Annotated in this window: 19 protein-coding genes and 1 tRNA gene; 2 read left to right on the forward strand and 18 right to left on the reverse strand. The window is 68.6% G+C overall.

Annotation, left to right across the window (positions count from 1 at the left end; translation table 11 throughout):
• Position 1: 1 nt before the first annotated feature.
• The 9 genes from ACIPYT_RS01995 to ACIPYT_RS02035 all read right to left on the reverse strand — a co-directional run bounded on the left by ACIPYT_RS01995 (position 2) and on the right by ACIPYT_RS02035 (position 7,346).
• Entirely contained in the window at positions 2-2,089 is a 2,088-nt protein-coding gene (locus ACIPYT_RS01995) for an RCC1 domain-containing protein (RefSeq protein ID WP_401070084.1), read from the reverse strand.
• Complete coding sequence (locus ACIPYT_RS02000; protein WP_401070086.1) at positions 2,022-2,534, reverse strand: LPXTG cell wall anchor domain-containing protein; 513 nt, start codon at positions 2,532-2,534, stop codon at positions 2,022-2,024. Before ACIPYT_RS02000 ends, ACIPYT_RS01995 begins: the two co-directional genes overlap by 68 nt.
• A 190-nt stretch (positions 2,535-2,724) precedes the next feature.
• Positions 2,725-3,267, reverse strand: a complete 543-nt coding sequence (locus ACIPYT_RS02005) for a hypothetical protein (RefSeq protein ID WP_401070088.1) — start codon at positions 3,265-3,267, stop codon at positions 2,725-2,727.
• Between the two features lie 31 nt (positions 3,268-3,298).
• Positions 3,299-3,820 (reverse strand): S26 family signal peptidase, encoded by a 522-nt coding sequence (locus ACIPYT_RS02010; protein ID WP_401070091.1) that lies wholly within the window; start codon positions 3,818-3,820, stop codon positions 3,299-3,301.
• 91 nt (positions 3,821-3,911) lie between these two features.
• Positions 3,912-4,457 carry a hypothetical protein gene (locus ACIPYT_RS02015; RefSeq protein ID WP_401070094.1) on the reverse strand — a complete coding sequence of 182 codons (546 nt, stop codon included), beginning with the start codon at positions 4,455-4,457 and terminating at the stop codon, positions 3,912-3,914.
• Between the two features lie 287 nt (positions 4,458-4,744).
• Positions 4,745-5,395: a GntR family transcriptional regulator gene (locus ACIPYT_RS02020; RefSeq protein ID WP_401070097.1), complete on the reverse strand. Its 651-nt coding sequence runs from the start codon at positions 5,393-5,395 to the stop codon at positions 4,745-4,747.
• Positions 5,396-5,452: 57 nt separating this feature from the next.
• Positions 5,453-6,160: a GntR family transcriptional regulator gene (locus ACIPYT_RS02025; RefSeq protein WP_401070100.1), complete on the reverse strand. Its 708-nt coding sequence runs from the start codon at positions 6,158-6,160 to the stop codon at positions 5,453-5,455.
• Complete coding sequence (locus ACIPYT_RS02030; RefSeq protein WP_401070103.1) at positions 6,157-6,912, reverse strand: GntR family transcriptional regulator; 756 nt, start codon at positions 6,910-6,912, stop codon at positions 6,157-6,159. Before ACIPYT_RS02030 ends, ACIPYT_RS02025 begins: the two co-directional genes overlap by 4 nt.
• Before the next feature lie 343 nt (positions 6,913-7,255).
• Positions 7,256-7,346 (reverse strand) — tRNA-Ser (locus ACIPYT_RS02035).
• A gap of 129 nt (positions 7,347-7,475) precedes the next feature.
• Here ACIPYT_RS02035 and ACIPYT_RS02040 point away from each other — a divergent pair.
• Positions 7,476-8,252 carry a hypothetical protein gene (locus ACIPYT_RS02040; RefSeq protein WP_401070106.1) on the forward strand — a complete coding sequence of 259 codons (777 nt, stop codon included), beginning with the start codon at positions 7,476-7,478 and terminating at the stop codon, positions 8,250-8,252.
• A gap of 267 nt (positions 8,253-8,519) precedes the next feature.
• Here the strand turns inward: ACIPYT_RS02040 and cydC are convergent, their stop codons facing one another.
• The 5 genes from cydC to ACIPYT_RS02065 form a co-directional block, all read right to left on the reverse strand.
• On the reverse strand, positions 8,520-10,196 hold the full coding sequence (gene cydC, locus ACIPYT_RS02045) for a thiol reductant ABC exporter subunit CydC (protein ID WP_401070108.1): 1,677 nt from the start codon (positions 10,194-10,196) through the stop codon (positions 8,520-8,522).
• The gene (gene cydD / locus ACIPYT_RS02050) at positions 10,193-11,860 is read right to left on the reverse strand and encodes a thiol reductant ABC exporter subunit CydD (protein WP_401070110.1); all 1,668 of its coding nucleotides are present in this window, start codon (positions 11,858-11,860) and stop codon (positions 10,193-10,195) included. The genes cydC and cydD overlap by 4 nt, the downstream gene beginning before the upstream one ends.
• Positions 11,857-12,885: a cytochrome d ubiquinol oxidase subunit II gene (gene cydB, locus ACIPYT_RS02055; protein WP_401070113.1), complete on the reverse strand. Its 1,029-nt coding sequence runs from the start codon at positions 12,883-12,885 to the stop codon at positions 11,857-11,859. Before cydB ends, cydD begins: the two co-directional genes overlap by 4 nt.
• Positions 12,886-12,899: 14 nt before the next feature.
• Positions 12,900-14,315: a cytochrome ubiquinol oxidase subunit I gene (locus ACIPYT_RS02060; protein WP_401070116.1), complete on the reverse strand. Its 1,416-nt coding sequence runs from the start codon at positions 14,313-14,315 to the stop codon at positions 12,900-12,902.
• A gap of 89 nt (positions 14,316-14,404) precedes the next feature.
• Positions 14,405-15,076: a helix-turn-helix transcriptional regulator gene (locus tag ACIPYT_RS02065; protein WP_401070119.1), complete on the reverse strand. Its 672-nt coding sequence runs from the start codon at positions 15,074-15,076 to the stop codon at positions 14,405-14,407.
• A gap of 100 nt (positions 15,077-15,176) precedes the next feature.
• Between ACIPYT_RS02065 and radA the strand changes: the two genes are divergently transcribed.
• Positions 15,177-16,544: a DNA repair protein RadA gene (gene radA, locus ACIPYT_RS02070; RefSeq protein ID WP_401070121.1), complete on the forward strand. Its 1,368-nt coding sequence runs from the start codon at positions 15,177-15,179 to the stop codon at positions 16,542-16,544.
• A 16-nt stretch (positions 16,545-16,560) separates the two neighbouring features.
• Here the strand turns inward: radA and ACIPYT_RS02075 are convergent, their stop codons facing one another.
• The 4 genes from ACIPYT_RS02075 to ACIPYT_RS02090 all read right to left on the reverse strand — a co-directional run bounded on the left by ACIPYT_RS02075 (position 16,561) and on the right by ACIPYT_RS02090 (position 20,506).
• Positions 16,561-16,968, reverse strand: a complete 408-nt coding sequence (locus ACIPYT_RS02075) for a dehydrogenase (protein WP_401070124.1) — start codon at positions 16,966-16,968, stop codon at positions 16,561-16,563.
• 288 nt (positions 16,969-17,256) lie between these two features.
• Positions 17,257-17,910 (reverse strand): hypothetical protein, encoded by a 654-nt coding sequence (locus ACIPYT_RS02080; RefSeq protein WP_401070127.1) that lies wholly within the window; start codon positions 17,908-17,910, stop codon positions 17,257-17,259.
• A 41-nt stretch (positions 17,911-17,951) separates the two neighbouring features.
• Positions 17,952-19,010, reverse strand: coding sequence for an ABC transporter permease (locus ACIPYT_RS02085; protein ID WP_401070130.1), 1,059 nt, complete (start codon positions 19,008-19,010; stop codon positions 17,952-17,954).
• Entirely contained in the window at positions 19,007-20,506 is a 1,500-nt protein-coding gene (locus tag ACIPYT_RS02090; protein ID WP_401070133.1) for a sugar ABC transporter ATP-binding protein, read from the reverse strand. Before ACIPYT_RS02090 ends, ACIPYT_RS02085 begins: the two co-directional genes overlap by 4 nt.
• Positions 20,507-20,524 lie beyond the last annotated feature (18 nt).

A 20,524-nucleotide genomic window follows, 5' to 3' on the forward strand; every position in this document is an offset into this window, starting at 1 on the left:
ATTATGGCATCCCGGCCGCGAGCTCGGCTCCGACCACCCAGAGGACGCGAACCTGGCCGTCGACCGTCACCTGCACGCAGACGGGTGCGTCGTTCGCGGAGATGACCGCGCGCCATCCGCCGTCGTCGCCCTCCGTGATCTCGACGGGGAGATCGCCGACCCGAAGACGCACACCTTCGAGGTCGGCATCGCCGCGAAGAGTGAGGTCGTAACCGTCGGCCGATTGCTTCGCCGACACGCGGACGTCGACCGAGTCATTCACTTGTTCGACGAGTGCGTCTGCAGTGTCGTCCCCGAGGGTCGCCGTGAGGCGGATGACATCGACCGCCACGCCCTGAGGGAGCGTCAGAGACCATCTGCCGTCGTCGTCGGCGGTCACGACGGCGAGTTCGTCAGTCCCCGTCTGTTCGCAGGCCTGCTCCTCAGGATCTTTCGACTCGGCCGGCGCGGTGTCGGAGGTGCCTGTGCAGACCTTCTCCGTGTGGAGGGTGACGTCGGCACCAGGCTGTGCCGTGCCTGTGACCGCGAGCGCGTCATCGATGACGTTCTCGTATCGGCTTTCCGTGAACGTCAACGGCATCGACGACGCGTCCTCAGCCTCCGCGACGTCGTCCTGTGCTCGCGGGAGCGTGGGGCGGGTGGGCCGGTCGGCCGCCGTGCCGTTGACCACGACGTCGAGTCGTGTGTCACTGGCGGCGGCATGGACGTCGGTGACGACCGAACGGTCGAGCGGGGGGATGTCGCGCGAGACCTCCACCGGGAACTTCAACCTTCCAGCAGGGACACTCGAGCCGAAGTTGCTGTCCTTGGAGATGCCCCAACCCCAGAGCGATCCGTCCTCGGCGACCGCGATCACGGATGTCCAGCCCATATCGAGGCGCTGAATCGGCGGGACGTCATTGACAGGGAACGGTGACCACATGTTGCCCCGGCCTCCCACCCCCAGGGTCAGGTAGTCATCGTTTCCCCACCCGAACACTTTGCCCGAGGCGGTGAGCACTGCGACACTGCCTCGATAATCGTTGGACACGACCTCCACGACATCCGCGAGCCCAGGAATCTGCGTCGGGATGATCTTGGACTCCACACCGTACCCGTGACCGAGGAATCCGTCACCCCGTGAGTCGATTCCCCAGGTGTAGACCGAACCATCGGTAAGACGCGCTACGGCCCCGAAAGACTTGAAGTCCAGGATGTTGTCGAACTGTCGGCCGGTGACGCGGGTCTCTGCCAGCTGAGACGCGGAAAACGGCAAGGCCTGCCTGAGCGCGGAAGGGCGCGCGACGGGTACTCCTTCCGTGTCGAAACGGTCGAGAAGGGAGTATCGGGAGTTCCCCACGCCGAGCAGTTCGCCCGACTTCATGCGGAACCACGCGCCCGTCGTGACGGGAAAGATGGCGTCGACGTTGGTCGTCACATTCGCCGGAGTGTGAACCCCACTGGTGGCCCCGGTGCCGAGGGCGCCGTGCGTCGCGGTTCCCCACGCGACCACGCTGCCGTTCTCGGTGAGTGCGTAGGCGGCACGCGTGCTGACGACGATGTCGACGACGCGCGAGGTGGCTGCGTATGTACTCCCGAATCTGATCTTCTGCGGGAGAAGGCTCGCGCTGTTAGACGCTCCGAACCCCGTCAGGCCATTGCGATCCGTGCCCCAGGAGTAGACGCTGCCTTTGTCGGTGATGACGAAGCTGACGAGGTTGTAGTGCACGCGCTTGATGATCTTCTCATCTGCGGGCACCATCGCCTGGTAGTCGACGGCGGAGTAGTTGGTCATGACTCCGCCCGAACCGGTGCCCGCTTGTCCGCGGTCGTTCTGCCCGGCGAACAGCGACATCGGCGTCTTCTTCGAGTAGTCGAGGCCGATGGTGTTGCCTTCGATGATGGCTTCCGGCGGGAACTCGGTCGCGTCGACCGGCGTCATGACTGGCGCGGTGGACAGAATCGTGAGCGCGGCGAGCACGGCTGCGATGATTCGGCTGGCGCGCGTGGCCGGGAGTCCTACCCGGCGACGGGTGAAAGCATCAAGCATTGTCTGTCTTCTTTCGCGTTCCTGCGAGCATGGCACCGGCGAGAAGAGTCGCTCCGGCAATGCCGAGCGCGAGCGCGGGGATTCCCGTACCGGTCTCGGCGAGGTGTTCCCCGATGGCGATGGATTCGAACTGCAGATCTGCCGTGGCGATCCCGGCCGGCGCGTCGGTCGCGTCGGGGAGCAGCGCGACGGAGATGCAGATGTCACGAGTCTCGCCGGGTTCGAGGCGTCCGTGCTCGATGCTCTGCCCGCTCGTGAGGGCGACATCGTGGGTCGTGGGGCAGTCGCCAGTGGACGCGGCGAACATGATCTGGTCCGTGGACCCGGTCGGGCCCCAGTGGTCCGTTACGGTCGAGGAGAGGTGAACGAGAACCGGCTCGGAGCTGGCGTTGGTCAGCGTCGCCCGACGCTGTTCGCTTTCGCCGGCATACAGGCGCACGTCGAACAGCGCGGTACGCGGAGAGACGATGAGACCACCGGTATCTCCACCGGTCGTGTCGGTCACCACCCCATCGCTGGATCCGGCGGACGTCGGTTGAGCACGGTCCCCAGAGCTCCCGCTGGCGGCTGTCGCCGTCGCAGCGGCGAGGAGAATGGCTCCGGTCGCGCACAGGGCGCCGAGCGCTGCGGCGGTGGTTCTCACGGCCTTGTTCATGAGCGATGTACTTTCTCGTTGGCGCGGCAGGAAGTGACGGTCACGGAGTGGCGGGCAGGTGGTCGAACCGGAAGTCGACGGTGAGGCTCGTGCCATCGGCGATGCCCGCGGCTTGGAAGGCCGCGGCATCCTTGATGTAGACCTCGACACGAATCTCGTCCGTCGTCGCGGCGGTGAGCACTGTTCGGCTCGCTTCAGGGATCGACATCGCGTTCAGGGGCCCCGTCTCCACCGTCGTCGTTCCACGGACGATCCGCGTGTGGAGTGCTGCCATCAGCTTCAGCGTCTCGGGAGTCTCCGACACCAGTCGTGCGGCGACGTCGTACTTCACATCACGGTCAGAGGTCACGTTACGCAGATCGAAATACTCGTACGCATACTCGCCGTCGATCACACCGCTGAACGTCGCCGTCAGCGGTGTGCCGCTGACGGCGAGGTACACCGGCACTGAGGCCACGCCGAAGACGTTGTCGAAGACAGTGCTGTCACGCGTGACCAGCGCACCGCCGGTGGACACACCAGCGACGAGCATGGCAGCGACACCGCCCGCGACGAGCGCGCGTTTGCGGATCTTCTTAATCATGGGAGTGGCTCTCTGCGGGGGTGTGGTCGGCTCAGACGGTTGCGAGCTCGACGTCGGGTGTGACATTCGTGCGGGAGGGCCGGGAGCCGCGTCGAGCGGACACGACGAAGGCGGGAAGCATCACTGCGGCGATGCCGATCCGACCGCCCCAGCTCTCGATGAATCGGAACGCGTCAGCGACCGGCCCCTGGAGGGCGAACCGGGGAGAACCCATGACGAGGTCCTGCGTGACCGGCGAGGGATCCTGCCGCTCGTTGCCGTCGCCCTTGAGGATCGCGTCGGTGTCGGTGTGCGACAGCACGCGGTGCACGTACTGGGTGTCCTTATCGCCGGGGGTCATGGTGACGACGACGATGTTCCCGTCGACGCGCAGCTCGTCGCCCTGGGGGCGCTGCACGGCGAGCACGTCGCCGATCTCGTAGGTCGGGAGCATGGATTCGCCCGTGACCACCATGAAGTAGTCGCCGGTCACACGCTCCCAGACGAACGGGGAGACGAGGGTGAGCAGCGCGATGCTCGCAAGCACGCGCCAGATGATGATGAGAGTCTTCATGGGAGGCTTTCGGCGTGAGGGGTTCGGCGGGGTTTCGGGCCCCGTGGGGTGGGCCGAGGACGGACCTCGGCCCACCGGAGTTCTTCTCGGATCAGCTGAAGATGCTGTTGTAGAGGAAGTCGACCGTGAGCTGCGTGCCGACCGGGATGTTCGCGGCCTTGAACGCGGCGGCGTCCTTGATGTAGACCTCGACGCGGACGGTGACGTCCTTGTTCGCGGCGAGCTCGGGGAGCTGCGCGGTCGGGATGTTCATCTTGTCGAGCTTGCCGGTCTCGATGGTCGTGCCGTTCACGACGATGCGGGTGTCGAGGTTCGCCATGAGCTTCAGGACGTTGGCGTTCTGCGACTGCGGCAGCGCCGAGACGTTGAACTTCAGCTTGTTCGTGGCCGACTTGTTCGCGACCGTGTAGTACTCGAACTTCGACTCGCCGGACTGCGCGCCGGTGAAGTCGTACGTCATCGAGGGACCGGCGACGGTCATCTCGGCCGGGTTCGCCGGAGCGGCGACCGCACCGAAGACGTTGTTGAAGATGGTGCTGTCGCGCGTCACGAGTGCACCACCGGCGGTCACGCCGGCGACGAGGACGGCGGCGATACCACCGGCGATGAGCGAACGCTTACGGGTGTTCTTCTGCATGGGATTTTCCTTCGTGTGAAAGCTGTGGCGACGGTTTCGCCGGACAACACACGAGCATGACCGGTGATGGATTAGCACGCTAAAATTTCACTTTGCGAGATGCGCGACGTCTCGAACCGGCGCGGCATCAACCGATGCCGATACATCGGTGTGCGAGGTTCCGGCGGGTCCGGATCGATGGTTCCAAGCTGGACGAGGCAGCGGCCCGGGTTCAGCGGACGTTCGGGTGTTCGCAGGGTTTTCGGCGAGGGCCGCTGCCGTTCTCCGTTCGCGGGGTCGGCATCTCTTCATCGCGAGATGTCGAGGGCTTCGATGACGCCGCTCTGCGCCGCGTCGCCATCCCCGGCCAGGATGGCCGCGAGAACACGGTCGACATCCTCACGCAGACGCGTCGCGGCCGCCTCGGGCAGCCGTGCGGCCGCCACCGAGCGCAACAGGTGCAGCCCGAGGTGGTCCCGGAGCAGAGCGTGCACGACGTTGTTGCCCGTCAGCACCACGATCTGCTCGAAGAATCGATACCACCGCGTCAGGCCGGCGATCTCGACGAGTTCTCGCCCCTCGAGTTCGTGGACGCCGTCGCGAGAGCGGCAGAGGCCCGCGAGAGCATCAGTCGCAGCGTCGGCGGCGAGGTGGCGGGCGCAGTGACCGATCAGAGCGTGCGCCGCGCCCATACGCTCCCGTTGGAGGGTCGGGTCGATCGGCGCGACCCGCGTGTACCGGTTCGCGCTGATGTCGATCAGGCCCAGGTGCGCGAGTCGCAGGAGCGCCTCGCGAATCGGAGTGCGCGACACCCCGAACTCGGCTTGCAGATCGCTCGCGCAGATCTCGTCCATCGGCTGCAGCCGCCCGGACACGATGTCGCGGGCGATGCGGTCGAAGACCTGCTCGCGGATCAACGTGCGTGGTCGAAGTCGCTGGAACTGGGGATTGTCGCTCATCGGCAGTCAGGGTAAGCGTCGAGCGCGCGACGCCGTGGCACCCTGCAAGCTGATGTATCAGTTGATCCGTGAGTCGTTCTCGAGGAAGGGCACAGTGACGAAAGCGTAGAGGTCGCGGACGATGTCGACCCCTTCGTCGCGGTCTCCCATCCGCACGGCGACGGAGAGCGCCTCAACAGCGGAGATCAGCATCTTGGCGTTGCGGGGACGGGTGAGGTGCGCGATGCCGAAGGCGAGCGCATGACGCTTCTCTTCGTGGAGGCGGGCGATGTGCCTGTTGCCTGACCAGTCGGCGAGCAGTTGGATCAGATCCCAGACCGCAGCGGACGCGGAGAGCTGGTCGACGGTCGGAGCCATCCAGGCTGCTCGGGCTCGAGCTGCGTGATCGGCGAAGGCCTCCCGCTCCTCGTCTGTCGCGTTCGCGATACCCAGGTCGGTCGCTGCGATGGACAGGCCGGCGCACTCCGCCGCCATCGCGACGTACCACTTCGGGGTCGGCGTGACGATGCGAGAGGGGCGGTTCGGCTGCTCTTCCACGAGGTTCAGCGTGTTGAGCGCGGCCAGTGCTTCGCGGACGGTGGCCGCCGCCACGCCGAATTGCTTCGCCAGAGTCGAGACCGTGAGCTTCTCGCCGGGCGCGAGGGTCCCGTTGTCGATGGCAGCGAGGAACGCGTCGACGACGACGTCGCGTTGCGACAGGGAGTGAATCGGCTGCGGCTCCCCGTCGTCGTCACCGCGCACCCATTCGATGCGCCCGTCAGTCATGATCCCTGGTCTCCGACGTCGCCATTCGGATGCGCGACGTGCGCACTCCATGCGTGCTTCTGCTCTGCCGCGTGCAGTTCGATCGCGCGCAGCATCGGGGCCGTCACCGTCACGGTGAACGCGTTGATGATGAGGTCTCGGGCCGCGTGGCCATCGCGCCGGGCGAACGTCGATTCGATCTCGTCGACGTACCGCTCCAGGTACGCGATCATGTCGTCGGGCATGCGCGCCTTCAGCACCGACCGCAGGAGATGCAGTCCGAGCTGTTCGCGTAGCAACGTGTAGATCACACTGTTTCCGGCCATGCGAACGATGGCCTCGTAGAAGTCGTACCAGAGCACGAGCCCTTCGTGCTTCGCGAAGTCGCCGGTGTCGAAGGCGCGGATCACGTTCAGGAGTCGAGACAGCTCAGCGAGTTCCTCATCAGTGATCCGTGGCGCGAGTTGGAGCGCAGAGTGTCCGATCAGAGCGTGGGCGGCTTCGGTGCGCTGCAACTGAAGCTGCAGATCGATGGGCGCGACGCGGGTGAACCTGTTCGAACTCAACTCGATCAGGTCGAGATCGGCGAGTCGGATCATCGCCTCCCGGATCGGCGTGCGAGACACACCGTACTCCGCCTGCAGGTCCGCATCCCGGATCTCCTCGAGCGGTTGCAGACGTCCGGAAACGATGTCGTTGGCAAGCCGGTTGAAGACCTGATCGCGGATCAGAGTTCGCGGGCGGAGCCTTCGGAAGTTCGGAGCATCACTCATCGCTGTCATGGTAGGTGCCGAGAGCACCGCAATGCCAGACCTCACTCAGTGACATACCGGTCGTCGCTGAACCCAGGACATCACCGCTGAGTGCGTAGTGACATTTCAGCGCGCTGACTCCGGGGGTCGTAGCGTGAACGCAGTCGACGACACCAGGCATTCCCCAGTGCAGGCTTTCCCAGAGCGCACGTCGTCGCCGTCGCCGAGCGGGGCGGCCTCACGGCCTCCCCCTCGGTGGGGTGCCGCGCCGTACGCCTCCTGGGCTTCAGCTCCCCCTCGCGACGGAGGACGGCACCGATAAGGCCCCGCATCCCAGTGATATCAAAGGGAGGCGGGGCCTTCGTGGCGGTGACGGTGGGATTTGAACCCACGGTAGGGGGTTACCCTACACAACTTTTCGAGAGTTGCACCTTCGGCCGCTCGGACACGTCACCGCCGACTAGCTTACGACAGTCCGCGCCCCCGCGCGAATCGGGGCCTCGGGGTTATGCACGGTCGCACTCCTGCGGGACGCGCGAAGGATAGTTAGGATGGCCTAAGCGACGCGAGGGAGGGAAGCGTACATGGGGTTCATCACGTCAGAGGCACTGGCCGAGACCGGCTATGTCGTACTCGACGACCACGACCAGGCATCCGACCCGGCCGAATGGCTCGATCTCGAGTACATCGGCTGGCGCTCCTCGGGGGTCACCCGCTTCGCGCCGCTCGCGAGCTACGCGGGCGAGATCGAGTGCAACGGATTCTGGAACCACACGCCCCCGCGCACCGACAAGGACGGCGTGTGGGTGCCGTCGCAGGTGGCGATCGCGCCGACCCTGCAGCGCCGCGCGCTCGAACCCGGCGCCGGCATCGGTCGCTGCCGCGTGATCGAGCTGCAGCCGAACACCTACGCCGACGCGATCTACAACCTGCACCAGGACGACAACAACCGTCTGAACGACGATGGCACCGGCTGGGTCGTGCGCGGTTACTACAACCTCACCGACGACCCCGACTCGCTGCTCATCCTGCGCAGCGACCGCTTCGACCCGGCGACCGAGATCCGCCTGCCGCTCCGCGAGGGCTCGCGCATCATCGTCGACACCCAGCGCTTCTGGCACGCGGTGTGGCACCGCGGCACGGCTCCCCGCTACGCGCTGATCACCTCATGGACGTCGGGCCCCGAGCTCGACGCCTACATCTCCGCGCACCACGGCGACCCGCATCCCCCGGCGGTCGATCTCGACCCGCAGCTCGTCGACGACGCCCAGGTCGAGCTGCACCGCCGCATCGAGGAGCGTCGCCGCGCCTTCGAGGCCCAGGGCATCGTCATGGAACCCCGCGCCGACCTGAACGTCTGAGACCGCCGGCGACCCCGGCCCAGGCACGCCTGCAGTACCGCGGCACGCCTGCAGGACCAGAATCCCGGATGCCGTCGGCACACCGTGCCCGGCTCCTGCAGATGGCCCGCCCGGCGCCGCCAGAACCTCAGACCGTGCGGCCGTCCTCCAGGCGCACGACCCGGCACACCTGCAGGACCGCGGCACACCTGTAGGACCAGAACCCCGGATGCCGTCGGCACACCGTGCCCGGCTCCTGCAGATGGCCCGCCCGGCGCCGCCAGAACCTCAGACGGTGCGGCCGTCCTCCAGGCGCACGACCCGGTCGACCGTCCCGGCGGGCGGGGCGACGTGCGAGATCAGCAGCACCGACTGCTCCCCTGCGGCGCCGAGGAGGTCGCTGAGCAGCGCGTCCGACGCCTCCGGGTCGACACCCGCGGTCGGCTCGTCGAGCACGAGCACCGGGAAGCCGCGCAGCAGCGCCCTCGCGAGCGCCAGACGCTGCGCCTGCCCGCCCGAGACCAGCGCTCCGCGATCGCCGACCCGCGCGTCGAGGCCACCACGCTCCCGCACCCAGTCGCCCAGACCGACCCGCGCGAGCACGGCGAGCAGCTCCTCATCGGTCGCGGTGTCACGCGCGAACAGGAGGTTCTGGCGCACGTCCTCGTCGAACAGCTGCGGGCTCTGCTCGCACAGGCCTATCGTGCGCCGCAGCGCCGGGCCCGACAGCTCGGCCGCAGGGACGCCAGCGACCGTAAACGACCCCTCGGCACGCAGGAACCCGACGAGCACCGCCGCGAGCGAGCTCTTGCCCGCGCCGCTCGGGCCCGAGACGAGCACCCTCTCCCCCGGATGCAGGTCGAGATCCACTCCGCGCAGCGCCGGGGTCCCTCCCGGCCAGGCGGCCCGCACGTCGCGCAGACGCAGCGTGACGGCCCCGTCGGGAGCGGCGTCCTCCCCGGCATCCGGTCGCAGCTGCTCCGGCATCCGCTCGGGCAGCACGTCGACGATGCGCTCGGCGCTCGCACGCACGCTCCGCCAGGATGCCGCGGCGATCGGCACCGCGCCGAAGACCTCGAACACGACCATCGGCACGAGCACGGCGACCGCGAGCCACGGTCCGTCGATCGCGCTGCCCAGTCCGGGCGCCGCAGCAGCGAGCGCCCACACCGAGGCCGCACCCGCCACCGCCGACACGACCCCTGCCGCGACGGCCTGCGCCAGCGACGCCCGACCGACGGCCTGCCGCAGCGCAGCATCCGCGCGGCGCACCCGTTCCCGCGCCTCGGACTCCGCGCCGTACGCGACCAGCACGTCGAGGGCGCCGAGGTAGTCGGTGAGCGCGGCCGACAGGTCGCCGCGGCGACGGGACACCACGGCCTCGGCGCGCGAGCCGAACAGCCACCCGAGACCCACCGCGGCGAGCGCGGCGATCACGAGGCAGGCCGCCAGAGTGAGCGCCGCCGGCACGGAGACGAACAGCAGGAAGACGACCGCTCCCCCGGCCACGACCGCCGACACGGCGAGCGGCTGCACGACGCGCAGCGGCACGTTCTGCAGGTTCTCGACGTCGTCGACGAGCGCCGAGAGCACGCGGCCGTGATCCGTGCGTCCGAGCCCGGCGGGCGAGAGCGGCGTGAACCGGCGGACCATGTCGGCCCGCGTCGCGGCGAGCTGCCGCAGGGCGGCGTCGTGTCCGCTCAGACGCTCGAGGTATCGCGTGACCGCGCGGGTGACGGCGAAGAACCTCACCCCGACCACGGCGATCGACAGCGGGACGAGCGAGTCGACGATCGAGGCGCTCACGATCAGCCAGCCGCTCACGGCCAGCAGACTCACCGCCGCGCCGGCCGAGAGCACGCCCCAGACGAGCCCGGGCAGGAACCGCGCGAACGGCGGCTGCGCGAGACGCAGCACCTCGCGGATGCGCTCGGCACGGGATGCGGTGCGGATGCCGGTGCTCATACCCGCACCCCCAGCTCGACGACCCGGTCGGCGATGTCGCGCGCGGAGCGTCGATGCGACACGAGCAGCACGGTGGCTCCGGCATCGGCCCGCGCGCGCAACGTGGCCCAGAGACGCTGCTCGGTGTCGGCGTCGAGCGCGCTGGACGGCTCGTCGAGCGCGAGCACGGCATCCGGACGCCGGGCGTGACGGTACAGGGCCCGCGCGACCGCGACGCGCTGCGACTGCCCGCCCGAGAGACCGCTGCCCTGCACCCCGAGCTCGAGGGCGGCGTCGACCTCGCCGGCACACGCCTCGTCGAGCGCGCGGCGGATCGCGGCGACATCCGGTTCCCCGTCGCCGAGGGCCACGTTCACGGCCACCGTGCCGCGACTCAGCTGCGGTCGCTGCCCCGCCCACGCGAGCCAGTCGGCCGGCGAGAGCGCTCGGACGTCGACGCCGCCCACCGTCGCGGTGCCCTCGAAGTCGACCGCACCGCGGAGGGCGGCGAGCAGACTCGACTTCCCGGCGCCACTCGGCCCCTCGATCAGGGTGACCGTGCCTGGTTCGGCCGTGAAGGACACCGGCGGGAGATCGCGCACGCGCAGGTCCCGCACGATCAGGTCTCTGCGGACCGCCGTTCGCAACTCCGGAGATCCGGCACCCGAAACCGCCTCAGCCGAGCCGGGAAGCCGCCCGGGCGACGCTTCTCCGGAGTTATGAACGCCGCCGTCTACAGCCCCGGCCTCGTCGAGCACCGCGAACACGTCCTCGGTCGCGGCTACGCCCTCCGCGGCGGCGTGGAACTGCACCCCGACCTGGCGGATCGGCAGGAACGCCTCCGGCGCGAGCAGCAGCACGAACAGACCGACCTCGAGCGACAGGTCGCCCGACAGCAGTCGGAACCCGACTGCGACGGCGATCAGCGCGACCGCGAGCGATGACAGCAGCTCCATCGCGAATCCCGACAGGAACGAGAACCGCAGCACCTTCATGGTCTCGCGGCGGTAGTCGTCGGCCGTCGTCTCGATCTGCGCGGCGGCGCGCCCCTCGCGACCGAACAGCCGGAGCGTCGCGAGCCCCTGCACCGTGTCGGCGAAGCGCGCGGCGAGCCGCTGCAGCGTCTGCCACTGACGGCGCTGCACGGTGCGCGTCGCGATCCCGATGAGGATGAGGAAGAGCGGGATGAGCGGCAGGGTGATGATCGCGGTGAGTCCGCTCGGCCAGTCCTGCCACCACATGATGGCGACGATCACCGGCGTCGCGACCACCGTGAGCACGAGCTGCGGGATGTAGCGGGCGAAGTACGCGTCGAGCGCCTCCAGACCGTGGCCGGCGGTGAGGGCGAGTCCGGCGCGGTTGCGCTGCGCGAGCCATCCGGGTCCGAGCCTCCCGATCGCGGAGAGCAGGGCGGCACGGAGCTGCATCCCGGTCCTCGCGGCGGCGCGCATGCCCGCGGCATCGGAGGCGGCGATCAGCACCCCGCGCAGCGCGGCGAGCGCGAGCAGCCACAGCAGGGATGCCGTCACGTCGCGCCCCGCGAGGGCGCCGGTGACGGCATCCGTGAGCATCCAGGCGAAGGCGATCACGACCGCGGTCTGGAGCACGCCGATGGCTCCCGACAGCAGCAGGAACCCGCGCGCCGCGCTCGCGTATCGGATCAGTCGGATGTCGACGGGCTTCACGCGTGCGCCGGAGCCCCCTCGATCGAACGGCGGGTGACGCGCTTGCGGAACACCCAGTAGGTCCACGCCTGGTAGGCGAGCACGAGCGGGGTCGCGATCAGCGCCGTCCAGCTCATGATCTCCAGCGTATATCGCGTGCTCGACGCGTTCGCGATCGTCAGGCTGTTCGCATCGGCGATGGTCGACGGCATCACGTACGGGAACAGCGCGGCGAACAGCATCACGACTGCGAGCATCACCGTGACCATTCCGGCGACGAACGCCCAGCCGTCCCGCCGCACGAGCGACAGGCCGACCGCGGCGATCAGCGCGACCGCGGCCACGGCCCCGGCTCCGATCACGAGCCACAGCAGCGGAGCCTCCCGGTTCATCGCGATCACGGCGGTCCACACCACGGTCCCGGCGGCGGCGAGGATCGTCGGACCAGCCGCGAGCTTCGCCAGTCGGTGCGCGTCCTCGTGCACGGGTCCGTCGGTCTTGAGCGCCACGAACAGCACGCCGTGCAGGAAGAACAGCAGCAGGGTCGTCACGCCGACCAGCAGGGCGTAGGGGTTCAGCAGCGCGAAGAAGCCGCCCACGTAGATGTGGTTCTCATCGAGCGCCACCCCCTGCACGATGTTGCCGAACGCGACGCCCCAGAGCAGGGCGGGCACGACCGAGCCGATCACGATCATCCGGTCGAAGCCGCGTTTCCACGCGAGGCTGTCGCGCTGATGCCGGTACTCGAAAGAGACCCCGCGCAGGATCAGCGCGAGCAGGATGAGCAGCAGCGGCAGGTAGAACCCGCTGAACAGCGTCGCGTACCACTCGGGGAACGACGCGAACAGCACAGCGCCGGCGACGATGACCCACGTCTCGTTGAGGTCCCACACGGGGCCGATCGTGTTGATGACCTGGCGGCGCGAGACGTCGTCCTTGCCGAGGAACGGCAGCGACATGCCGACGCCGAAGTCGAATCCGTCGAGCACGAAGTAGCCGACGAAGAAGAAGGCGACGATGAAGAACCAGAGCGTTGCGAGATCCATGGTGTTCCTTCCTCTCAGTAGACGACCGACGGCAGCTGGGCCGTCTCCTCGTGGGGTTGCTCGTCGGTGTCGGGGCCCTTCTGCGCGGCCTTGACGATGAGCCTGACCTCGACGACCGCGAGCGAGGCGTAGATCAGCGTGAACGCGATGAGCGAGATCAGCACGTCGACGCCGGTCACGCCCGGCGAGACGCCGTCCTGCGTGGTCATCAGGCCGAACACGATCCACGGCTGACGCCCCATCTCGGTGAACACCCAGCCCATGATGTTGGCGACGAGCGCGAGCGGGAACGACCAGATCGCGAGCTTCCACATCCACGGCGCCGGCGGCTTCTTGGCGCCCTTGCGGGTCACCCACAGGCCGATCACGGCGACGAGGCCGGCGGCCATGCCGAGGCCGATCATCCAGCGGAACGCCCAGTACGTGACCCAGAGGATCGGGGCGAACTCGGTGAGTCCCGTGTCGGCGTACGTCGTGGCGTACTCGGCGTTCAGGTCGTTGATGCCGTGCACGCACGCGTCGAACGTGTGCGTCGACAGCAGCGACAGCAGGTACGGCACGCGGATGCTGAACAGCTCGGAGCTCCCGTCGGGGGTGCCGAGCGTGAAGAGGCTGAACGCGGCGTCCGGTCCGCAGACCGTGTTGAACGTCGCCTCCGCCGCGGCCATCTTCATGGGCTGCGCGGCGTACATCGCGAGTCCGAGCTGGTCACCCGTGAGGAGCACGCCCGCGGTCGAGAAGATCATCGCCCACAGGCCGAACTTGAGCGAGATGCGCATGGTGTCGAAGTGCTGGCCTCGGGCGAGGTGCCAGGCCGACACCGAGATCACGACGCCGGCGGCGAACATCAGCGCGCCGAAGATCGTGTGCGGGAACGCGGCGAGCGCGACGGGGTTCGTCAGCAGGGCCCAGAAGTCGACGAGCTCGGCGCGGTTCGTGACGGGGTTGTAGGTGTACCCGACGGGGTTCTGCATGAACGCGTTCGCCGCGATGATGAAGTACGCCGAGAGGATGCTGCCGATCGAGACACACCAGATCGTGGCCAGGTGCAGCTTCTGCGGGAGCTTGTCCCACCCGAAGATCCAGAGTCCGATGAACGTGGCCTCGAAGAAGAACGCGAGCAGCCCCTCGAAGGCGAGGGGGGCGCCGAACACGTCGCCGACGAAGCGGGAGTAGTCCGACCAGTTCATGCCGAACTGGAACTCCTGCACGATGCCGGTGACCACGCCCATCGCGAAGTTGATGAGGAAGATCTTCCCGAAGAAGCGCGTGAGGTGCAGGTACTGCACCTTGCCGGTGCGCACCCACGCGGTCTGGAAGATCGCCGCGACGAGCGCCATGCCGATCGTGAGAGGCACGAACAGGTAGTGGTAGACGGTCGTCAGACCGAACTGCCACCGCGAGAGGGCGAGCGGATCGAGCCATTCCATGGTGGCCACTCCTTCTTGTCTGCCTGAGGCCGCGCTTCCGAGGACCGGCGGTCCTCGTGGGACCGTCGGCGGGGTGTGCAGATGGACGCCTAGGCGGCGGTCATCTCCGTCAGACGCAGCTGCACGGTGCATTCCAGGGGCGCGCAGTCCTCCGGGAGTCCGGAGGCGCGCACGGCCTCGGCAGCGAGCGGCCCGCCTGCTTCGGCGAGCACCCCCTGCATGAGGCCGAGATGCACGGAGCACAGCATCGGGCGGTCTTCGAGGCGGCCCGCGGCGTGCGGGCACGGGGTGAGGTCGACCGTGAGCTGCTCGTCGTCGACGACGGGCTCGAAGCCGCTCTCCTCCAAGTGTTCGATCAGGGCGTCCAGCTGGTAGGTCGCGTCGCGACCGAGAGCGGATGCGGATGGGGATGCGGATGCCGGGAGCATCCGGCGCAGCAGATCGCCGCGGTGCGCGGCGGCCTTGGCCTTGTCCCGTGCGATGGGACTCGAGGCCTCCGGTGCGCCGGTCGCCGCGCGGTAGAGCGTGCGCGGCCGACCGCGGGTCGTGCGGTGCTCGGTGGCCTGCAGCACATAACCGCCCTCGATCAGGCGCTGCAGGTGCTCGCGCACCGTGTTGGGGTGCAGGCCTGTGGCCTCGCACAGCTCGCCGATCGTGCAGGTGCCGCGGGATTCGGCCGTGCCGGACTCGAACAGCGCGTGCAGGATCCGCACTCGCGAGAAGGTCGAGATGGGCCCGCAGACGGGCGCTCCGTTGGCCATGGATCCAGTATCGCGTGGCCGCTGCGCGACATCGAGGGGTTCGACCGTGAATAATCGACGCCGCGATAGGGATGTCGGATGCCGGCGATAGCCTGGCTGCATGGCTGCCCGTAAACCCGCTCCCCCCGCCTATGTCTGCACCGAGTGCGGGTGGACGACGGCCAAGTGGGTCGGCCGGTGCGGCGAGTGCCAGCAGTGGGGAACGGTGCAGGAGCAGGGCGCGCAGACCGGCATCCTCAACCGCATCACGCCGCTCGCACCCACCGCCGAGCGGGCGGCGCGGCCGATCACGCAGATCACCACGACCGACGCGCCCCGGCGTTCGAGCGGCGTCGGCGAGTTCGACCGCGTGCTGGGCGGCGGCATCGTGCCGGGGGCCGCGATCCTGTTGAGCGGAGAACCGGGGGTCGGCAAGTCGACCCTGTTGCTCGAGGTCGCGGCGAAGGCCGCGCAGGCCGGGCGCCGAGTGCTCTACGCGAGTGCCGAGGAGTCCCCGGCCCAGGTGCGCCTGCGCGCCGAGCGCACGGGAGCGCTGCACGACGAGCTGTACCTCGCGAGCGAGACCGATCTCGCGACGATCCTCGGACACATCGACGAGGTCGAGCCGCAGCTCGTGATCGTCGACTCCGTGCAGACCGTGTCGTCGGCGCTGATCGACGGCGCCGCTGGTCAACCGAGCCAGGTGCGCGATGTCGCGTCGACCCTGATCCGCGTGGCGAAAGAACGCAGTCTGCCGATCGTCATCGTCGGGCACGTCACGAAAGACGGCCAGGTCGCGGGCCCTCGCGTGCTGGAGCACCTGGTCGACGTCGTCTGCCACTTCGAGGGCGATCGGCAGACCTCGCTGCGCTTCATCCGCGCGCTCAAGAACCGCTTCGGACCGACCGACGAGGTCGGATGCTTCGAGATGACCGGCGACGGGATCGCCGAGGTTCCCGACCCGTCCGGCCTGTTCCTGTCGCAGGGCGCGACCGAGCCGGGCACGTGCGTCGCGATCTCGCTCGAAGGTCGCCGCGCGCTGCCGGTCGAGGTGCAGGCGCTCACGGTGGGCACGACGGCGCCGAACCCGCGGCGCGTCGTGCACGGCCTCGACTCCTCACGCGTGGCGATGGTGCTCGCTATCCTCGAGCGACGCGCGGGTATCAAGACCAGCACGCTCGACGTCTACGTCTCGACCGTGGGCGGGGTGCGGTTCACCGAGCCGGCCGCCGACCTCGCGATCGCGATCGCCGTGGCGGGCTCGATCCAGCAGATCTCGGTGCCGCGCACGGTCGCGGCGGTCGGCGAGCTCAGCCTGGCCGGAGAGATCCGTCCCGTGACGCAGTCCGCTCAGCGGCGCTCCGAGGCCGCGCGCCTGGGTTACGAGCAGGTGGTCGACGATCGGTCGAAGACGCTGCGCGCCGCGCTGAACGACGTCCGCGCGCGCAACACCTCACGGCGCGGAGAAGCCGACATCCCGCCGTTCTGAAGACCGGCAGACCCGGTCAGGCGTCGAGCGCCTTGAGCAGTTCCTCGGGAGACGCCTGCATCGGATGCGGTCCCGCGATGTCGAGGAATACCGTGGTGATGGGATGCGTCGCGAGGAACTTACGCAGCCAGTCGGCGGAGTAGATGCCGACGCCGGGCGGGAGGTTGGCCGGCTTGTTCTTCGCATCGCTGAACAGGAGCAGCGCGAGATCGCCGGTGTTCGGGTCGCGGTACGTCCAGACCTCGCCGCTGTCGAGAGGATTGTCGCGCGCACCGGGCTTGACGAGCGGGACGACCGTGGTGCCGTGGCGCAACGCGAGGGCGACCGCCGCGACGTCCTGCTTCTCGAGTGCCTGCGCGAGAGCATCCGAGCGGAAGTCCTCCGGTGCGGGCTTGGCGCCGCGCTTCGCCTTCTTCGATGCCATGACTCCAGCGTAGTCACGGGGCGGACGGCACCGCGTCGCATCGGCTCAGGAAAGGATTGGGCCCTCTCGAGCCCCACATTGGGGACTGGGGTACTCGAGAGGGCCTCGGGCTCTCGCGCGGCAGTGTCGAAGCGCTGGGGACGCTGTGAGTCGACGCCACTGGGGATGGCATGGAAGCCGCATGATCTGAGAGCCGTTTTCAATGGTATCCCAAAGAATGCGAGGTGTCAGCCCCGATACTGAGTACAGGGATGTATTCGGGCGTGTCGCACCGTCGCCGCAGTCGCGTCAGTACAGCAGGATCTGCTTCGTGGTCGCGCCGGCGAACCCGCCGATCTCGACCGCCACATGGTACGACGAGCCCCCGCCCGGTGCCCGCGGACGGTTCTCCTGCGCGCAGGTCTCGACGCTCGATCGCGTGCGGTCCCACACCACCGGCACCTTGCTCGTCACGGTGGCGCCGGCCGCCAGCGTCGCGATCATGCTGCTCGGGTTCTCCTGGCAGTCGGTCGACCGCCACCACACGTCGGCGCCGCTCGAGACCGTGAACACCTGGGTGGTCGATCCGACGTCGATCGTACAGTCGGTCGCGCCGTTGTTGGTCAGCGAGATCGACAGGTTCGGGAGCACGCCGGCCGCATAGGAATCGGCGTCGGTGACCGCGGCGACCGTGATGTCTCCGGCTTCGCACGCCACCACGCCGGGAGTCTCCTCGGCCGAGGGGCCGGGTGACGGCGACTCGGCGCCGTCGGTCGGCGTCGTGTTCGGCGTCGGCTTGCCGGTCGGGGTCGACGTCGGCACGGGCGTCGCGTCCGTCGCCGCCGCCCACGGGCGTGTGATCAGCAGCCACGCCGAGACGCCCACGAACGCGATGAAGAGGATCAGCCCGATGAGCGCCACGATGCGCCGGCGACGGTAGACGGCGGCGGACTGACGGGGCATGAACCCAGGTTAAGCGATCGACCTGCCGATCTCTCGGAGCGTCAGCCCGGTATTCCGATGCGGCGTTCTCCGGAGCGCAGCTGTTGGATCACGACGGCGATCACGAGGAGGGCGCCCTGGGCGACGTTCTGCCAGAACGAGTTCACACCGAGGATGGTCATGCCGTTGGTCAGCACGCCCAGCAGGATCACGGCGAGGATGGTCCCGGAGATCGTGCCCTTGCCGCCCTTGAGCGCCGCGCCGCCGAGTGCCGCGGCGGTGATGGCCTGCAGCTCCAGGCCCTCAGATCCCGAGATCGGCTGCCCTGACCCGGTGCGGGCGGTGATGAGGATGCCGGCGATCGCCGCGACCGCACCGGTCACCATGTACACGCCGATGATGTAGCGGTTGATGTCGATGCCCGCGAGGCGGGACGCGATGTTGTTGCCGCCGACCGCGTAGATGTTGCGGCCGACCGAGGTGTACCGCAGCACGATGTGCGCGAGCAGCGCGACCAGGAGCAGGACGAGGATGAGGGTCGGGATGCCGCCGATCGCGCCTCGTGCGAGGAACACGAAGAACGGGTCGGCACCGGTGTACCCCTGCGCCCGGCCGTCGGAGATCAACTGCGCGATGCCTTTGAACGCCGCGAGGGTCGCGAGCGTCGCGATCACGGGATTGACCCGTCCGAACACGATGATGCAGCCGTTCACGAGGCCGCACAGCACGCCGATGCCGATCGCGCCGGCGACGCCGAGCACGGGTCCGGCCGCGGTGAAGATCATCGCCGACGTCACCGAGGTGAGACCGGCGATCGATCCGACCGAGATGTCGAGCGCCCCGAGGATGATGACGATCGTCTGCACCACCGCCAGCAGGCCCATGATCGCGATGGCGGTGCCGATGACCTTGAGATTCGCGACGCTGAAGAACAGCGGGTTCTGCAGTCCGATGATCGCGACGACCAGCACGATCGCGAGGATCAGCGACACGTTCTGCACGCCCACGCCGCCGAGGATCCGGCGCATCCTGGAGGGGCCCTCCACGTCGGGTCTCTCGAACGTGGCCGTCGCGGCCGCACCGGTCTTCACGACCTCCGGGTTATCGATCCTGTCGCTCATGCGGCGACCTCCTCGTCCATCGCGAGCGCGAGAATGCTCTCTTCGGTTGCCTCGGCGCGCGGGAGCTCTCCCGTGATGCGGCCGTGAGCCATGACATAGATGCGGTCCGAGACGCCGAGCACCTCGGGGAGTTCGCTGGAGACGACGATCACCGCGACGCCCTCGTGCGCGAGGCGGTCGATGATCGCGTAGATCTCGGCCTTGGCGCCGACGTCGATGCCGCGCGTCGGTTCGTCGAGCAGCAGCATCCGTGGTGCCGTGGCGAGCCATCTGGCGAGCACCACCTTCTGCTGGTTGCCGCCCGAGAGGCGTCCGACGAGCTGTTCGGTGCCGGGGGTGCGGATGCGGAGGGAATCGACGTAGCCCTGCGCGAGGGCGGTCTCGGCGGAGCCCTTGACGAAGATCCAGCGGGAGAGCGATCGGAGCACCGCGAGGGCGGCGTTGTCGCGCACGCTGCGTTCGAGCAGCAGCGCCTCGGCCTTGCGCTCCTCGGGGGCGAAGCCGATGCCGGCGCGGATGCTGTCGCGCGGGCTCCGGAACCGTGTGGCCCTCCCGTCGACCCGGATCGTGCCGCCGTCGACCGGGAGGTCACCCGCGATGGTCTTCATGAGCTCACTGCGTCCGGCGCCGACGAGACCGGCGATGCCGACCACCTCGCCCGCCCTCACCTGCAGCGAGATGTCCTGCACGAACTCGTTCGACACGTCGTCGAGCTCGAGGACGACCTCGCCGAGGGCGGCCGGCTCGCGGTGGAAGAACTGGGTCAGGTCGCGGCCGACCATCATGCGTACGAGCTCATCGTGATCGGTCTCGTCGACGGGCTTGGTACCGACGAAGGCACCATCGCGGAGCACGGTGATGCGGTCCGCGAGCTGGAAGATCTCGCCCATCCGGTGGGAGACGTAACCGATCGCGACGCCCTCCGCCTGCAGCTGGCGGATCAGCGCGAAGAGCAGAGTCACCTCCTCGTCGCCGAGCGACGATGTCGGCTCGTCGAAGCAGATGACCTTCGGGCGGGCGATCACGGCGCGCATGATCTCGACGATCTGGCGCTGCGCGGGCGAGAGGTCGGCGCCGAGCGTGCGGGCGTCGATGACGCGGTCGAAGCCCCAACGACGGAGCTCCTCGGTGGCGGTGCGCTCGAGGCGGCTGCGGCGGAATCCACCGACGCCCAGGGCGCCGATGTAGATGTTCTCGGCGACCGAGACCCAGGGGACGATCTCGGGCTCCTGGGCGATGACGCGCAGCCCGGCGTCCCGGGCATCGGCGGGACCCGAGAAGGTCACGGCCTCTCCCCCGATCGCGAGCTCGCCGCCGTCCGGCTGATAGTCGCCGCCGAGGATCTTGAGGAGCGTCGACTTGCCGGCCCCGTTCTCGCCCATGAGCGCCGTGACTTCGCCGGCCCGGAGCTCCAGTTCGACGCCACGCAGCGCCCGTACGGGGCCGAACGACTTGGTGATCGCCTGTGCGCGCAGCGCGACGGCCTGATCGGTCATGTTGTCCTCTCGTGATCG

The organism is Microbacterium sp. NPDC089695 (assembly GCF_044749085.1).
Lineage (GTDB): Bacteria > Actinomycetota > Actinomycetes > Actinomycetales > Microbacteriaceae > Microbacterium.

Coding starts and splice junctions, on each gene's coding strand:
- ACIPYT_RS02005 (WP_401070088.1), bottom strand. CDS start 3,267: ATGATTAAGAAGATCCGCAAACGCGCGCTCGTCGCGGGCGGTGTCGCT.
- ACIPYT_RS02080 (WP_401070127.1), bottom strand. CDS start 17,910: ATGCCCCGTCAGTCCGCCGCCGTCTACCGTCGCCGGCGCATCGTGGCG.
- cydB (WP_401070113.1), bottom strand. CDS start 12,885: ATGGATCTCGCAACGCTCTGGTTCTTCATCGTCGCCTTCTTCTTCGTC.
- ACIPYT_RS02060 (WP_401070116.1), bottom strand. CDS start 14,315: ATGGAATGGCTCGATCCGCTCGCCCTCTCGCGGTGGCAGTTCGGTCTG.
- ACIPYT_RS02090 (WP_401070133.1), bottom strand. CDS start 20,506: ATGACCGATCAGGCCGTCGCGCTGCGCGCACAGGCGATCACCAAGTCG.
- ACIPYT_RS02020 (WP_401070097.1), bottom strand. CDS start 5,395: ATGAGCGACAATCCCCAGTTCCAGCGACTTCGACCACGCACGTTGATC.
- radA (WP_401070121.1), top strand. CDS start 15,177: ATGGCTGCCCGTAAACCCGCTCCCCCCGCCTATGTCTGCACCGAGTGC.
- ACIPYT_RS02010 (WP_401070091.1), bottom strand. CDS start 3,820: ATGAAGACTCTCATCATCATCTGGCGCGTGCTTGCGAGCATCGCGCTG.
- ACIPYT_RS02065 (WP_401070119.1), bottom strand. CDS start 15,076: ATGGCCAACGGAGCGCCCGTCTGCGGGCCCATCTCGACCTTCTCGCGA.
- ACIPYT_RS02085 (WP_401070130.1), bottom strand. CDS start 19,010: ATGAGCGACAGGATCGATAACCCGGAGGTCGTGAAGACCGGTGCGGCC.
- cydC (WP_401070108.1), bottom strand. CDS start 10,196: ATGAGCACCGGCATCCGCACCGCATCCCGTGCCGAGCGCATCCGCGAG.
- ACIPYT_RS02030 (WP_401070103.1), bottom strand. CDS start 6,912: ATGAGTGATGCTCCGAACTTCCGAAGGCTCCGCCCGCGAACTCTGATC.
- ACIPYT_RS02025 (WP_401070100.1), bottom strand. CDS start 6,160: ATGACTGACGGGCGCATCGAATGGGTGCGCGGTGACGACGACGGGGAG.
- ACIPYT_RS02015 (WP_401070094.1), bottom strand. CDS start 4,457: ATGCAGAAGAACACCCGTAAGCGTTCGCTCATCGCCGGTGGTATCGCC.
- ACIPYT_RS02040 (WP_401070106.1), top strand. CDS start 7,476: ATGGGGTTCATCACGTCAGAGGCACTGGCCGAGACCGGCTATGTCGTA.
- ACIPYT_RS02075 (WP_401070124.1), bottom strand. CDS start 16,968: ATGGCATCGAAGAAGGCGAAGCGCGGCGCCAAGCCCGCACCGGAGGAC.